Origin of the sequence: Pseudomonas sp. NBRC 111138, from assembly GCF_001320835.1 — a bacterium.
Taxonomy (GTDB): Bacteria; Pseudomonadota; Gammaproteobacteria; order Pseudomonadales; family Pseudomonadaceae; genus Aquipseudomonas; species Aquipseudomonas paracarnis.
The window spans coordinates 1-13,998 of sequence record NZ_BCBO01000109.1 but is presented as its reverse complement, the minus strand read 5'-3'; the positions used below and the strand labels follow the sequence as shown (position 1 = coordinate 13,998).

Below are 13,998 nucleotides of genomic sequence, written 5' to 3'. Positions count from 1 at the left end.
GGCGTTGAGATCCAGGCGGACGTACTGAATGGTTTATTGCAGGGCCGCAGCATCGTCGATTTGCCCGGCTGGCTGGCGGCGTTGCTGGCAACGTCCCTGGTGGCCCTGCTGTTGGGCCTTCTGCTTGTGCGCCCACGCTACGCCCTGTGGATGACCTTGGCAGGCATGGCCGTGGCTTTGCTGGGCTCATGGGCCTTATTGCGCCTGGGCCACTGGTGGAGCCCCGCAGCGTGCCTGATCGGTTTGTTGCTGAGTTACCTGATCTGGAATTGGCGACGTCTGAGCGTGATCCTCGCCTACTTTGGCTGGGAACTGGCACGCCTGGATAACGAGCCCAAGGTGCTTCCGGAACGTCGTCGCGCGCCCGCCAGTAAGGGCGATGTGCTGCAAGGGCGGATCTTTGCCCTTGAACAAGCCGTCAGCCGTACCCGCGATACGCGGCGCTTTATGGCTGATGGCTTGGAGTGCCTGCCGGTAGCGACCCTGATTACCGATCCCCAGGGCAGTATCCTGTTGGCCAACCGCGTGGCCCGTGAAGTATTCGGCAATGACCTGGTCGGCGAAAACCTCGTCGAACAGCTCGCCGATCTGGGTTATCCCCCGCTGCATAATGGTGTACGCCCTGCCCTCTCGGCGCTGGAGCTGGTCGAGTTTCGCGATATCCACCAACGCAGTTTGCGCATGGAACTGGCCCCATTGCTGCCTGCCGAAGGGGATTTCGCCCTCGGCTGGTTGTTGAGCCTGACGGACCTGAGCAAGGAGCGTGAAGCCCAGCAGCATCGCGAGACGATGCTGCGTTTCCTTTCCCACGACCTGCGTGCGCCGCATTCAGCGATCCTCGCCCTGCTGGACGTGCACAACGAGGAGTCCCCGGTGTTTACTCAGATCGAACAGCAGGTACGGCGAGCCTTGAGTCTGACCGAATCCTTTGTGCAATTGGCCAAGGCTGAAGCGGACGGTTACCAGTTCCAGCCCACCCTGTTTGCCATGCTGGTGATGGACGCTTTTGATCAAGTGGCGGTGATTGCGCAGTTGAAGGGCATCCATTTGGTCCACGACCTGGATGAGGCGGATGAAGCCATGGTCTATGCCGACCAATCGCTGCTCACACGGGCATTGTTCAACGTGCTGGAGAATGCGATTAAATACTCCCCATCCGGCACCACCGTCAGGTTAAGGCATGGCAGTGCGCAAGGCTGGTTGGAATGCGGGATAAGTGATCAGGGGCCGGGGATTGCGCCGAAGGATCTACCGGAGTTGTTCAACCAATACCGACGTTTCGATTCGGCCCAGGGCAGTGAAGGTCTTGGGTTGGGCCTGACCATGGTCAAGGCGGTAGTAGAACGGCATGGAGGGCGGATCGTGTGCGAAAGTGAGCTAGGCAAGGGCTCGACGTTTATCCTGCTGCTGCCGCTATTGGAGGACTGAAAAAGCGGCTTTTCTGCTGTGCATAAAAAACCGGTCACAAGGACCGGTTTTTTTATGAAGAAAAAACTTATGCACGTTTTTCTGAATTTTATGAGCTTCAGAAATATGTAAGTAAATCAGCTTGTTATGAAGCAAAAAAGCCAATTCGCCAACAAAGCGTACACAGGTTATCCACAGATGCTCAAACGGCCGGCGTCTCCACCACCACCGGTTCCGGAGGCAGGGAGCCCATGGCCCGTTGCTGCGCCTCATTCCACGCCGCAGCGCGGTCGTTCAGGGCGGCGATGGCACGTGGTCCTTCGCCTTCTGCATACATCGGTTCGCCGATCACTACGGTGATAGTGCCTGGGCGTTTAGCCCAGCCAGTCTTGGGCCAGAACTTGCCAGCGTTATGCGCAATCGGCAGCACAGGCAGGTTGGCGTTGACCGCCAGGGCGGTACCACCGCGTGAGAACTTGCCCACGGTGCCGTAGGGGACCCGCGTGCCCTCAGGGAAGATCAGCACCCAGACGCCGTCCTTGAGCAACTCATCGCCCTTCTTGGCGACATGCTTGAGCGCAGCCTTGGGGTTGTCCCGGTCGATGGCGATCGGACGCAACATGGCCATGGCCCAGCCGAAGAATGGCACATACAGCAACTCGCGCTTGAGCACCTGGCTCAAAGGCGAGAAATACGCAGAGAGGAAGAACGTCTCCCAAGTGCTCTGGTGGTTCGAGAGAATCACGCACGGCTGATCAGGAACGTTTTCAGCGCCCTTGACCTCGAAACGAATATTCAGGAACACCTTGCTCAGCCACAACGCGCAGCGGCACCAGTAGACGTTGATAAAGCGATAGCGCGCCTTGAAGGGCAGGAAGGGTGCAATAAAAAAGCTCAGGGTGCACCAGAGAAACGAACTGGTGCCCAGCAGCAGGTAAAAGAAAAAGGTTCTGATGGCCTGCAAGATCGACATGGCGGCATTTACCGTTGCGGGACACGGCCCGCCTGTTAAAAGCGCACTCCCGAACAGTCCTTGGTCAGGAAGTCGAGGGCGGCTAGTTGTTGATAAGTTCTGCGGCAACGGCCGCCAGATCGTCAAAAATCAAGGTGCCTACCGGCAGGTTTTTAGCCTGGGTCTTTTCGCCTTTTCCGGTTTTAACCAAAACTGGCTGAGAGTCGACGGCTTTGGCCGCCTCCAGGTCACCGAGGCTGTCCCCGACGAACCATATCCCAGCCAAGGGCACCTTGTAATGTTCTGCAATAATTTTCAACATGCCAGGCTTGGGCTTGCGGCAATCGCAGCCTTCGTCCGGCCCGTGGGGGCAGTAGACCACCAGCCCCACCTCACCGCCCTGTTCGGCCACTAACGTGCGCAACCGCGCGTGCATGGCGTCCAGTGTGGCGATGTCGTAGTAACCGCGGGCGATGCCGGACTGGTTGGTGGCGATGGCCACTGTCCAGCCGGCTTTGCTCAACTGCGCGATGGCCTCGATCGAACCAGGCAGCGGGATCCACTCCTCCACCGACTTGATGTAAGCGTCGGAGTCATAGTTGATCACCCCGTCCCGATCGAGAATCAGCAGTTTCAACATGATCAGCCCAGTACGGAAATGTCGGCGATATTGATGAACAGGCCACGCAGACGCGCGAGCATGGCGTAACGGTTTTTTCGCACGCCTGCATCGTCGGCATTGATCATCACCGCTTCGAAGAACGCATCCACCGGCTCACGCAACGACGCCAGGCGCGCCAACGCTTGCGCGTAGTCACGCTCGGCGATCAGCGGCTTCACGGCGTTCTCTGCCTTGGCGATGGCCGAGTTCAGCGAGAACTCCTTGGCGTCGGCAAACAGGCTAGGGTCGACTTCGGCACTGCCGAGGTTATCGGCCTTGCTCAGCAGGTTCGACACGCGCTTGTTCACGGCGGCCAGGGCATCGGCTTCCGGCAGCTTGCGGAACGCTTGCACGGCTTGTACACGCTGGTCGAAGTCCAGTGCCGAACCCGGTTGCAGGGCACGTACCGACAGGTAGACGGAAACGTCCACGCCTTCGTCTTCGTAACGCGCACGCAGGCGGTCGAACACGAACTCCAGCACTTGCTCGGCCAGGCCGGCTTGCTTGACCTTGGTGCCGAACTGGCCGACGGCAAATACCACGGCCTGGGTCAGGTCGAGGTCCAGCTTTTTGTCGATCAGGATACGCAGCACGCCCAAGGCCGCACGGCGCAGGGCATACGGGTCTTTGCTGCCGGTGGGCAGCATGCCGATACCGAAGATACCCACGAGGGTGTCCAGCTTGTCGGCAATGGCCACGGCCGCACCGGTCAGGGTGCTCGGCAGTTCTGCACCGGCACCGCGCGGCATGTACTGCTCGTTCAGGGCCAGGGCGACATCGTCCGGCTCGCCGTCGTTGAGGGCGTAGTAGTAACCGGCAACACCTTGCATCTCAGGGAACTCGCCGACCATTTCGGTGGCCAGATCGCACTTGGACAGCAAGCCGGCACGCGCAGCCCATGCGGCATCACCGCCAATACGTGGGGCAATGTAGGCCGCCAGCTTGGACACACGCACGGCCTTGTCGTAGACGCTGCCGAGTTTTTCCTGGAACACCACGTTTTGCAGGCGCAGGTTGAAGTCTTCCAGCTTCTGCTTCTTGTCTTGCTTGAAGAAGAACTCGGCGTCGGTCAGGCGCGGGCGCACGACTTTTTCGTTACCGGCGATGATCTGCTGCGGGTCTTTGCTTTCGATGTTGGCCACGGTGATAAAACGCGGCAACAACTTACCGTCCACATCCAGCAGGCAGAAGTATTTCTGGTTGTCCTGCATGGTGGTGATCAAGGCTTCTTGCGGCACATCGAGGAAACGCTCTTCGAACGAGCATACCAGCGGCACCGGCCATTCCACCAGGGCGGTCACTTCGTCCAGCAGGCTTGGCGGCACGATGGCGGTGCCTTCCTGCAGGCGGGCCAATTCTTCGGTGCGCTTGCTGATCAGCTCGCGACGCTCATTGGCGTCGGCCAGCACATAAGCAGCGCGCAGGTCGTTGAGGTAATTGGCCGGCGAAGTGATACGCACGCTTTCTGGATGATGGAAGCGGTGACCACGGGACTCACGACCCGCCTTCTGGGCGAGGATGGTGCAATCGATGACCTGATCACCGAGCAGCATCACCAGCCATTGGGTTGGGCGCACGAACTCTTCCTTGCGCGCACCCCAGCGCATGCGCTTGGGGATAGGCAGGTCGTTCAGGGAATCTTCAACGATTGTCGGCAACAGGCTGGCGGTCGGCTTGCCGGGGATGACCTGGCTGAAACGCAGTTTCGGGCCGCTCTGGTCGATCTCGCTCAGCTCCACGCCACACTTCTTGGCAAAGCCAAGGGCCGCCTGGGTCGGGTTGCCTTCGGCGTCGAAAGCCGCCTGGCGCGGTGGGCCGTCCAGGTTGATGCTGCGATCCGGCTGCTGGGTTTCCAGCGCGGTCAGCAGTACCGCCAGGCGGCGCGGCGCGGCGTAGACCTTCTTGGCTTGAAACTTCAGGCCAGCGGTCTGCAGGCCTTTTTCGATACCGGCCAGGAATGCATCGGCCAGGGTATTGAGGGCCTTGGGTGGCAGCTCTTCGGTGCCCAGTTCAACCAGGAAATCTTGAGCACTCATTGTGCAGCCTCCAGCTTAGCCAACACTTCATCACGCAAATCCGGGGTTGCCATCGGGAAGCCCAGCTTGGCGCGAGCCAGCAGGTAGGCTTGGGCGACGGAACGCGCCAGGGTGCGCACACGCAGGATGTATTGCTGGCGCGCAGTAACCGAAATGGCACGGCGGGCGTCCAGCAGGTTGAAGGTATGGGAGGCCTTCAACACCATTTCATAGCTTGGCAACGGCAGCGGCTGGTCGAGTTCGATCAGGCGCTTGGCTTCGCTTTCATAGAAGTCGAACAGTTCGAACAGTTTGTCGACGTTGGCGTGTTCGAAGTTGTAGGTGGACTGCTCCACCTCGTTCTGATGGAACACATCGCCGTAGGTCACCTTGCCGAACGGGCCGTCAGCCCATACCAGGTCGTAGACCGAGTCCACGCCTTGCAGGTACATGGCCAGGCGCTCAAGGCCATAGGTGATTTCGCCGGTGACCGGGTAGCACTCGATGCCGCCGGCTTGCTGGAAGTAGGTGAACTGCGTCACTTCCATGCCATTGAGCCAGACTTCCCAGCCCAGGCCCCAAGCGCCCAGGGTTGGCGATTCCCAGTTGTCTTCGACGAAACGAATGTCGTGCACCAGTGGGTCCAGGCCGACATGTTTCAGCGAGCCCAGGTACAGCTCCTGGAAGTTGTCCGGGTTGGGCTTCAATACCACCTGGAACTGGTAGTAGTGCTGCAGACGGTTTGGGTTTTCGCCGTAGCGGCCGTCAGTCGGGCGGCGACTGGGCTGCACATAAGCGGCGTTCCAGGTTTCCGGGCCGATGGCCCGCAGGAATGTAGCGGTGTGGAAAGTGCCGGCGCCTACTTCCATATCGTAGGGCTGAAGTACCACACAACCTTGCTCGGCCCAGTATTGCTGGAGGGCGAGGATCAAGTCTTGGAAGGTACGCACGGCTGGCGTAGGCTGGCTCACGAAATTCACCTGTTACTTGGGCTGCGATTTAAAGAGCGGGAGTATACCCGATTCGGCCCCGCCACCACTCCCTGGAGCCTTATGCCACGCTGCTTTTGGTGTTCTGAAGATCCGCTGTACATGGCTTATCACGATCAAGAGTGGGGAACGCCGCTGCGCGATGCGCAGGGTTTGTTCGAGTTGCTTTTGCTCGAAGGGTTCCAGGCAGGCTTGTCCTGGATCACCGTTTTACGCAAACGCGAGCATTATCGAAAGGTGTTGTTCGGCTTTGACGCGCAGCGTCTGGCGCAATTGAGCGATGAAGAAATCGAGGTGCTGATGCAGGACCCGGGCATCGTGCGCAATCGCTTGAAGCTCAACGCTACCCGGCGCAACGCCGCGGCCTGGCTGGCGCTGGAAGACCCGGTGGGGTTGCTGTGGTCGTTTGTCGGCGGCAAACCCAAGGTCAATCACTTCAAGGATCGCAGCGACGTCCCGGCGATCACGCCCGAAGCCCAAGCCATGAGCAAAGCCTTGAAAAAGGCCGGCTTCACTTTCGTCGGGCCGACCATCTGCTACGCCTTCATGCAGGCCTCGGGCATGGTCATGGATCACACCCAGGACTGCGACCGTTACGCGGACTTGGTCAACGCCGGTTAGAATGCCGGCTTTGCGCACCACACACGATCAGGAGTGAACTGTGGAAAAGTTTAAAGGCGCCTTGCTGGTAGGCGCTCTTCGGTTGTTTGCCCTGCTGCCCTGGCGCGCTGTACAAGCCGTCGGCACAGGGATCGGCTGGATCATGTGGAAAACCCCCAACCGTTCCCGCGATACGGTGCGGATCAACCTCTCCAAATGCTTCCCGGACATGGACCCGGCAGAGCGCGAGCGCCTGGTGGGCCGCAGCCTGATGGACATCGGCAAGTCCCTCACTGAAAGCGCCTGTGCGTGGATCTGGCCGGCGCAGCGCTCCATCGACCTGGTCCGCGAAGTCGAGGGCCTGGAAGTGCTGCACGAGGCCCTGGCTTCTGGCAAAGGCGTGGTGGGCATCACCAGCCACCTGGGCAACTGGGAAGTGTTGAATCACTTCTACTGCAGCCAGTGCAAACCGATCATTTTCTATCGCCCGCCCAAGCTCAAGGCCGTGGACGAGTTGCTGCGCAAGCAGCGCGTGCAGTTGGGCAACCGCGTGGCGGCTTCCACCAAGGAAGGCATTCTCAGCGTGATCAAGGAAGTGCGCAAAGGCGGCCAGGTGGGCATTCCTGCCGACCCGGAGCCGGCTGAGTCCGCCGGGATCTTCGTACCGTTTTTTGCCACCCAGGCGCTTACCAGCAAGTTCGTGCCGAACATGCTCGCGGGCCACAAGGCCGTGGGTGTATTCCTGCACGCCCTGCGCCTGCCGGACGGCTCGGGCTACAAGGTGATCCTGGAAGCGGCGCCGGAGGACATGTACAGCACCGACACCGCGACGTCCTGTGCGGCGATGAGCAAGGTAGTTGAGCGCTATGTAGGTGCTTACCCAAGCCAGTACATGTGGAGCATGAAGCGCTTCAAGAAACGCCCGCCGGGTGAGGCGCGGTGGTACTGACTCACCGCTGACCTCCAGCCCAATGGAGATCAAATGTGGGAGCTGGCTTGCCTGCGATAGCATCACCTCGGAGTGCCTGATATACCGAGGTGTCTGCATCGCAGGCAAGCCAGCTCCCACAGGTGATCACCTCAGGTTTGGCGATCAAGTTTCTTCAGGAACACCGTCATTTCTTTTTCGGCCTGTTTGTCGCCATGGGCCTGGGCGGCTTCGATGCCCTTCTCCCATGCCAGGTGTGCTGCCGCGCGATCTTCCAATCCCAGCCGCGCCTTGCCCAACAACTTCCACGCCGCCGAATACTTCGGATCGAACTCGACGCATCGCTGCAAATGCTCGGCCGCCTTTGCGTTGTCCTTCAGGTCCAGATAACCCTTGCCCAGGCCAAAGCGCAGCAATGAATTATCCACACCCTTGGCGAGCATTTTTTCCAGGGATTCGAGCATGACTGTGCGTCCTTTAGCTACATAGCGGTTTCGATATCGTCATCGCGGGCAAGCCCGCGATGGCGGCGGCAGGCTCACACAATTTTCAAATCAGAAAAAGCTCAACCCCACGTGGAACAGCTTCTCTACATCGCGGATATGTTTCTTATCCACAAGGAACAAAATCACGTGGTCTCCGGTGGCAATCACCGTGTCGTCGTGGGCAATGATCACTTCTTCATCGCGAATGATCGCGCCAATGGTGGTACCGGGCGGCAGGCCGATATCGCGGATCGCCTTGCCAATCACTTTGCTGGACTTGGAATCACCGTGGGCAATCGCCTCGATGGCTTCCGCTGCGCCACGGCGCAACGAGTGCACGCTGACAATGTCGCCACGGCGCACGTGGGCGAGCAAGGTACCGATGGTCGCCAACTGCGGGCTGATGGCAATGTCGATATCGCCGCCCTGGATCAGGTCCACATAGGCCGGGTTGTTGATGATGGTCATCACCTTCTTCGCCCCCAGCCGCTTGGCCAGCAAGGACGACATGATATTGGCTTCGTCATCGTTGGTCAGGGCCAGGAAGATATCCGCGTCGGCGATGTTTTCTTCCATCAGCAGGTCACGGTCCGAGGCGCTGCCTTGCAGTACGACAGTGCTGTCGAGGGTGTCGGACAAATGCCGACACCGCGTCGGGCTCATCTCGATGATCTTCACCTGATAGCGGCTTTCGATGGCTTCGGCCAAACGCTCGCCAATCTGCCCACCGCCGGCGATGACGATGCGTTTGTAGCTCTCGTCGAGCCTGCGCATTTCGCTCATGACCGCACGAATGTTCGCCTTGGCGGCGATGAAAAACACTTCGTCGTCAGCCTCGATCACCGTGTCGCCCTGGGGCAGGATCGGCCGATCACGGCGGAAAATCGCGGCGACGCGGGTTTCCACGTTTGGCATGTGCTCACGCAGCTGGCGCAGTTGCTGGCCCACCAACGGCCCGCCGTAATAGGCCTTCACTGCCACCAGTTGCGCTTTGCCTTCGGCGAAGTCGATGACTTGCAACGCACCTGGAATTTCGATCAGGCGCTTGATGTAGTGGGTCACCACCTGTTCCGGGCTGATCAGTACGTCCACCGGAATGGCGTCGTTGTCGAACAACCCGGCGCGGGTCAGGTAAGCCGCTTCCCGCACCCGAGCGATCTTGGTCGGGGTATGGAACAGGGTGTGGGCGACCTGGCAGGCGACCATGTTGGTCTCGTCGCTGTTGGTCACAGCCACCAGCATGTCGGCATCGTCGGCACCGGCCTGACGCAGCACCGTCGGAAACGACGCGCGACCTTGCACCGTACGAATGTCCAGGCGGTCGCCCAGGTTGCGCAGGCGCTCGGCATCGGTGTCGACCACGGTGATGTCGTTGGCTTCACCGGCCAAATGTTCGGCCAGCGTGCCACCAACCTGCCCTGCTCCAAGGATGATGATTTTCATCCGGTCACTCCCTTAAAACCATTCAGCCGCGCGCGGCAGCGATCTTGATCAGTTTGGCGTAGTAGAAGCCATCGTGCCCGCCTTCCTGCGCGAGCAGTTGGCGACCGTGGGGCTGCTTGATACCGGCGCTAGTGGCGAGGTCCAGTTCGCGCGCGCCGCTGGTGCGGGCGAGGAAAGCTTGGATGACCTCGGTATTTTCGGTGGGCAGCGTGGAGCAGGTGGCGTAAAGCAGGATGCCGCCGACTTCCAGGGTTGGCCACAGCGCGTCGAGCAGTTCGCCTTGCAACACCGCCAGGGCGGCGATGTCGTCGGGCTGGCGGGTCAGCTTGATGTCCGGATGACGTCGGATCACGCCGGTGGCGGAGCAAGGAGCGTCCAGCAGGATGCGCTGGAATGGCTTGCCGTCCCACCAGGTGGCGGTGTCGCGGCCGTCGGCGGCGATCAGGTCGGCGTTGAGGCCCAGGCGTGCAAGGTTTTCCCGCACGCGCACCAGGCGCTTGGCCTCAAGGTCCACAGCCACCACACCGGCCAGGTCTTTTTCACCCTCAAGAATGTGACATGTCTTACCGCCTGGCGCGCAGCAGGCGTCGAGTACGCGCTGGCCTGGGGCCAAATCGAGCAGATCGGCAGCCAATTGCGCGGCCTCGTCCTGCACGCTGATCCAGCCTTCGGCAAAGCCCGGCAGGCTGCGTACATCGGCGGCGACTTCCAGCACGATACCGTCCGTGCTGTACACGCACGGGGTGGCGTTGATGGCCGCGCCGGCTAGTAATTGCAGGTATGCATCCCGGCTGTGGTGGCGACGGTTGACCCGCAGGATCATCGGCGGGTGCGCGTTGTTGGCCGCGCAGATAGCCTCCCATTGCTCGGGCCAAAAGGCCTTCAGGGATTTTTGCAGCCAGCGCGGGTGGGCGGTGCGCACCACCGGATCATGTTCCAGCTCGGCCAACAGCGTTTCGCTTTCACGCTGGGCGCGGCGCAGCACGGCATTGAGCAGGGCCTTGGCCCAGGGCTTTTTCAGCTTGTCGGCGCAACCGACGGTTTCACCGATAGCGGCGTGGGCCGGCACGCGGGTGTAGAGCAACTGGTAGAGGCCCACCAGCAACAGCGCCTCGACATCCGCGTCCGCCGCTTTGAACGGTTTTTGCAGCAGCTTGGCGGCCAACGCAGACAACCGTGGCTGCCAACGGGCGGTGCCAAAGGCCAGGTCCTGGGTAAACCCGCGGTCGCGGTCTTCAACCTTATCCAACTGCGTCGGCAGAGAACTGTTCAGCGAAGCCTTGCCATTGAGCACAGCGGCGAGAGCCTTGGCGGCGGCCAGACGTGGGTTCATTGAGTGACCACTCCAAGCGTGGTGCCCAGGGCGAATTTCTCACGACGACTGTTGAACAGATCGCTGAAGTTCAGCGCCTTGCCGCCGGGCAATTGCAGACGCGTCAGGCACAGCGCCTGTTCACCGCAAGCCACCAACAGGCCGTCTTTGCTGGCGCCGATGATCTCGCCGGGAGCACCTGCGCCATCAGCCAGGGTCGCGGCCAACACTTTCAAGGCTTCGCCGTTCAGGGTGCTGTGGCAGATCGGCCATGGGTTGAAGGCACGTACCAGGCGCTCCAGTTCCACGGCTGGGCGGCTCCAGTCGATGCGCGCTTCGTCCTTGTTCAGCTTGTGGGCGTAGGTGGCCAGGCTGTCGTCTTGGATTTCACCTTGCAGGGTGCCGGCAGCCAGGCCAGCGATGGCCTGGATCACGGCGGGCGGCCCCAGCTCAGCCAGGCGGTCGTGCAGGCTGCCGCCGGTGTCTTGGGCGGAGATCGGGGTGGTGACTTTGAGCAGCATCGGCCCGGTATCCAGGCCGGCTTCCATGCGCATCACGGTCACGCCGCTCTCCTGATCGCCCGCTTCAACGGCGCGCTGAATCGGCGCCGCACCGCGCCAGCGTGGCAGCAGTGAAGCATGACTGTTGATGCAACCCAGGCGCGGTATATCCAGCACAGCCTGAGGCAGGATCAAACCGTAAGCCACCACCACCAGCAGGTCGGGCTTCAGCGCGGCCAGTTCGGCCTGGGCGTCGGCGTTACGCAGGGTCGGCGGCTGCAGCACAGGAATGTTGTGCTCCAGCGCCAACTGCTTGACCGGACTCGGCATCAGTTTTTGCCCGCGACCGGCCGGGCGATCCGGCTGGGTGTACACCGCGACGATGTCATAAGGGCTGGCAAGCAGCGCCTTGAGGTGTTCGGCGGCAAATTCAGGAGTGCCGGCAAAAACAATTCGCAATGGCTCGGTCATGGGAGTTCTCGGTTAAAAGCGGTCACAAAAGAAAAAGGCTTGCCGCAGCAAGCCTTTGGAAGAAGGGCATCAAGCTTGCTGGCGATGCTTTTTTTCCAGCTTCTTCTTGATGCGGTCACGCTTGAGCGTGGACAGGTAATCGACAAACAGCTTGCCGTTGAGGTGGTCGCATTCATGCTGGATACACACCGCCAGCAGGCCTTCGGCAACCAGTTCGAAAGGCTTGCCGTCACGGTCCAGCGCCTTGATCTTCACGCGCAGCGGGCGTTCCACATTTTCGTAGAACTCCGGTACCGACAGGCAGCCTTCCTGGTATTCGCCCATCTCTTCGGTCAGCGGTTCGAACTCAGGGTTGATGTACACCCGAGGTTCGCTGCGATCTTCCGACAGGTCCATGACCACGACACGCAGATGCACGTTGACCTGGGTAGCGGCGAGGCCGATGCCCGGGGCTTCATACATTGTTTCAAACATGTCATCGACCAACTGACGAACCTTGTCGTCCACTACGGCCACCGGCTTGGCGATCGTGCGCAGGCGCGAGTCGGGAAATTCGAGGATGTTCAAAATAGCCATAAGCGTAATTGCTGCACATGTGAGGAAGAGACAAATCGGCGGTGGGATGGACCCATACGGCCGGTGTGAAACGCTCGGAAGCCGCGAAGGCCATGGCATTTCACGCGAACGCACATAATAAAGGAGATTCACCCCATGAGGAAATCGCTACTCGTCTTGCTGCTGTGGGCCCCGTTCGCCACGGCGTTGATTGCGCAACCCACTGAGCGCCTGGATCAGGCAGCGCAACAGGCCATCCAGCATTTTTTACTGCACAACCGTATTTTTGACTCGCCCGAGGACCTGGATAACGCGCCTTATATTATTGCGGCGCAAGGCGGGCGCGTGCTGGGTGCCAACGACGAGCGTGTGCATGCGCGCGGGCGTCTGGACCCGGCCCAGCCGAGCTACGGGATCTTTCGGCGAGGCAAGGCCTACACCGACCCCGTTACCCAGGAGTTACTCGGCATCAATGCCGACGACATCGGCACTGCGCGCTTTGTGCTTGCCGACAGCCTCACCACCCTCGCAGTGCAACGGGTGACCCAGGAAATCCGCCCAGGCGACCGCTTGTTGCGCGCCGAGCCTCCCGTTGCTTTGGCGAACCTGGAGCCGTGCAAACCTGCACCCTTGATTACAGGGCGTATCATCGACATCCCCAAGGGCGTCACGCAGATTGGCGTGCTCGACGCTGTGACCCTGAACAAGGGCCGCCGCGATGGCCTGGTGGAGGGCCAACTGCTGACGGTGATCAAGGCTGGCGCCACCGTGCGAGACGCCCTCACCGGCACGCCCACGCCACTCCCGGATGAGCGAGCCGGCACCCTTCTGGTGTTTCGTACCTATGAAAAGCTCAGCTATGCCCTGGTGCTCAGTGCTTCACGGTCGCTAGCCGTGCAAGACCGTTTCGAGACGGCTGATCAAGCGCAATAAATAGCCTGCTAAATAAGTTACCAACAGAGTTATCCACAGCTTGTTCCGGTCAAGGATGATCATATGAATCCGATGAACAGTAGCGATATTTCCCCGGCAGAGCTGGAAGCCCGGCTACGCTTGCACAGGCTGCCAGAACTGGGGCCCAAGCGTTTTCACGTATTGATCGAAGCCTTTGGTTGCGCTTCCAAGGCCCTGAGTGCTCCCGCCAGCGCCTGGCATTCCCTCGGTTTGCCCGCCGTCAGTGCCGAGGCCCGACGTAGCCCCAAAGTCCGTGACGGTGCCAGTGAAGCGTTGGCCTGGCTGGGGCGCCCGGCCCAGCATTTGCTGATGTGGGACCAACCTGATTACCCGGCGTTGCTCGCGCAGATCGACGATGCGCCGCCGTTGTTATTCGTGGCGGGCGACCCCGGTATTCTGGAAAAACCACAGTTGGCCATGGTGGGAAGTCGGCGTGCCTCTCGCCCGGGCATGGACACGGCAGCGGCCTTTTCCCGTAGCCTGGCGAGCGCCGGTTTTGTCATCACCAGTGGGCTGGCGGTGGGCATTGACGGCGCGGCGCACCAGGCGGCATTGGACGTAGGCGGCCATACCATAGGCGTGCTCGGCACGGGCCTGGAAAATTTTTATCCACAGCGCCATCGCAGGCTCGCCGCCGCGATGATTGCCCAAGGCAGCGCCGTGGTTTCCGAGTTTCCGCTGGATGCAGCGCCCCAGGCCGGTAATTTCCCAAGGCGCAACCGGATT

Annotated in this window: 13 protein-coding genes and 1 pseudogene; 5 read left to right on the top strand and 9 right to left on the bottom strand. The window is 60.7% G+C overall.

Going from position 1 to position 13,998, the window contains the following annotated elements:
* Positions 1-1,428: HAMP domain-containing sensor histidine kinase (locus tag APH41_RS20235; RefSeq protein WP_156359071.1), on the top strand; the 1,428-nt coding region annotated here is incomplete at its 5' end.
* A 181-nt stretch (positions 1,429-1,609) separates the two neighbouring features.
* On the opposite strand, the gene APH41_RS20230 is transcribed toward APH41_RS20235, so the two are convergent.
* From APH41_RS20230 to glyQ, 4 genes and pseudogenes are all read right to left on the bottom strand, one after another.
* Positions 1,610-2,380, bottom strand: coding sequence for a 1-acyl-sn-glycerol-3-phosphate acyltransferase (locus tag APH41_RS20230; RefSeq protein WP_003187258.1), 771 nt, complete (start codon positions 2,378-2,380; stop codon positions 1,610-1,612).
* An 82-nt stretch (positions 2,381-2,462) separates the two neighbouring features.
* Positions 2,463-3,017, bottom strand: a pseudogene (gene gmhB, locus APH41_RS20225) (D-glycero-beta-D-manno-heptose 1,7-bisphosphate 7-phosphatase); the annotation flags it as partial.
* Positions 3,002-5,056 (bottom strand): glycine--tRNA ligase subunit beta, encoded by a 2,055-nt coding sequence (gene glyS, locus APH41_RS20220; protein WP_054921018.1) that lies wholly within the window; start codon positions 5,054-5,056, stop codon positions 3,002-3,004. The pseudogene gmhB and the gene glyS, both read right to left, overlap by 16 nt.
* Positions 5,053-6,006 (bottom strand): glycine--tRNA ligase subunit alpha, encoded by a 954-nt coding sequence (gene glyQ / locus APH41_RS20215; RefSeq protein ID WP_003187265.1) that lies wholly within the window; start codon positions 6,004-6,006, stop codon positions 5,053-5,055. The genes glyS and glyQ overlap by 4 nt, the downstream gene beginning before the upstream one ends.
* 81 nt (positions 6,007-6,087) lie before the next feature.
* On the opposite strand from glyQ, the gene APH41_RS20210 reads away from it, so the two are divergent.
* Positions 6,088-6,645 (top strand): DNA-3-methyladenine glycosylase I, encoded by a 558-nt coding sequence (locus APH41_RS20210; protein ID WP_054921016.1) that lies wholly within the window; start codon positions 6,088-6,090, stop codon positions 6,643-6,645.
* 40 nt (positions 6,646-6,685) lie between these two features.
* Entirely contained in the window at positions 6,686-7,573 is an 888-nt protein-coding gene (locus APH41_RS20205; RefSeq protein ID WP_014716285.1) for a lysophospholipid acyltransferase, read from the top strand.
* Between the two features lie 131 nt (positions 7,574-7,704).
* Here the strand turns inward: APH41_RS20205 and APH41_RS20200 are convergent, their stop codons facing one another.
* The 5 genes from APH41_RS20200 to def all read right to left on the bottom strand — a co-directional run bounded on the left by APH41_RS20200 (position 7,705) and on the right by def (position 12,339).
* Positions 7,705-8,016 (bottom strand): M48 family metallopeptidase, encoded by a 312-nt coding sequence (locus APH41_RS20200; protein ID WP_044270209.1) that lies wholly within the window; start codon positions 8,014-8,016, stop codon positions 7,705-7,707.
* A gap of 90 nt (positions 8,017-8,106) precedes the next feature.
* On the bottom strand, positions 8,107-9,480 hold the full coding sequence (gene trkA, locus APH41_RS20195; protein ID WP_014716287.1) for a Trk system potassium transporter TrkA: 1,374 nt from the start codon (positions 9,478-9,480) through the stop codon (positions 8,107-8,109).
* A gap of 22 nt (positions 9,481-9,502) precedes the next feature.
* Positions 9,503-10,813, bottom strand: coding sequence for a 16S rRNA (cytosine(967)-C(5))-methyltransferase RsmB (gene rsmB / locus APH41_RS20190; protein ID WP_054921014.1), 1,311 nt, complete (start codon positions 10,811-10,813; stop codon positions 9,503-9,505).
* Positions 10,810-11,763 (bottom strand): methionyl-tRNA formyltransferase, encoded by a 954-nt coding sequence (gene fmt / locus APH41_RS20185; protein WP_054921012.1) that lies wholly within the window; start codon positions 11,761-11,763, stop codon positions 10,810-10,812. Before fmt ends, rsmB begins: the two co-directional genes overlap by 4 nt.
* Positions 11,764-11,832: 69 nt before the next feature.
* Positions 11,833-12,339 carry a peptide deformylase gene (gene def / locus APH41_RS20180; protein WP_020301426.1) on the bottom strand — a complete coding sequence of 169 codons (507 nt, stop codon included), beginning with the start codon at positions 12,337-12,339 and terminating at the stop codon, positions 11,833-11,835.
* Between the two features lie 135 nt (positions 12,340-12,474).
* Here def and APH41_RS20175 point away from each other — a divergent pair, with 135 nt between their 5' ends.
* Together APH41_RS20175 and APH41_RS20170 are read left to right on the top strand one after the other, a co-directional pair.
* Positions 12,475-13,251: a hypothetical protein gene (locus APH41_RS20175; protein ID WP_054921009.1), complete on the top strand. Its 777-nt coding sequence runs from the start codon at positions 12,475-12,477 to the stop codon at positions 13,249-13,251.
* Positions 13,252-13,314: 63 nt separating this feature from the next.
* Positions 13,315-13,998, top strand: a 684-nt coding sequence (locus APH41_RS20170) for a DNA-processing protein DprA (RefSeq protein WP_177333584.1), incomplete at its 3' end; no start/stop codon positions are given.

Coding starts and splice junctions, on each gene's coding strand:
- APH41_RS20230 (WP_003187258.1), bottom strand. CDS start 2,380: ATGTCGATCTTGCAGGCCATCAGAACCTTTTTCTTTTACCTGCTGCTG.
- glyS (WP_054921018.1), bottom strand. CDS start 5,056: ATGAGTGCTCAAGATTTCCTGGTTGAACTGGGCACCGAAGAGCTGCCA.
- APH41_RS20210 (WP_054921016.1), top strand. CDS start 6,088: ATGCCACGCTGCTTTTGGTGTTCTGAAGATCCGCTGTACATGGCTTAT.
- APH41_RS20200 (WP_044270209.1), bottom strand. CDS start 8,016: ATGCTCGAATCCCTGGAAAAAATGCTCGCCAAGGGTGTGGATAATTCA.
- trkA (WP_014716287.1), bottom strand. CDS start 9,480: ATGAAAATCATCATCCTTGGAGCAGGGCAGGTTGGTGGCACGCTGGCC.
- rsmB (WP_054921014.1), bottom strand. CDS start 10,813: ATGAACCCACGTCTGGCCGCCGCCAAGGCTCTCGCCGCTGTGCTCAAT.
- fmt (WP_054921012.1), bottom strand. CDS start 11,763: ATGACCGAGCCATTGCGAATTGTTTTTGCCGGCACTCCTGAATTTGCC.
- def (WP_020301426.1), bottom strand. CDS start 12,339: ATGGCTATTTTGAACATCCTCGAATTTCCCGACTCGCGCCTGCGCACG.
- APH41_RS20175 (WP_054921009.1), top strand. CDS start 12,475: ATGAGGAAATCGCTACTCGTCTTGCTGCTGTGGGCCCCGTTCGCCACG.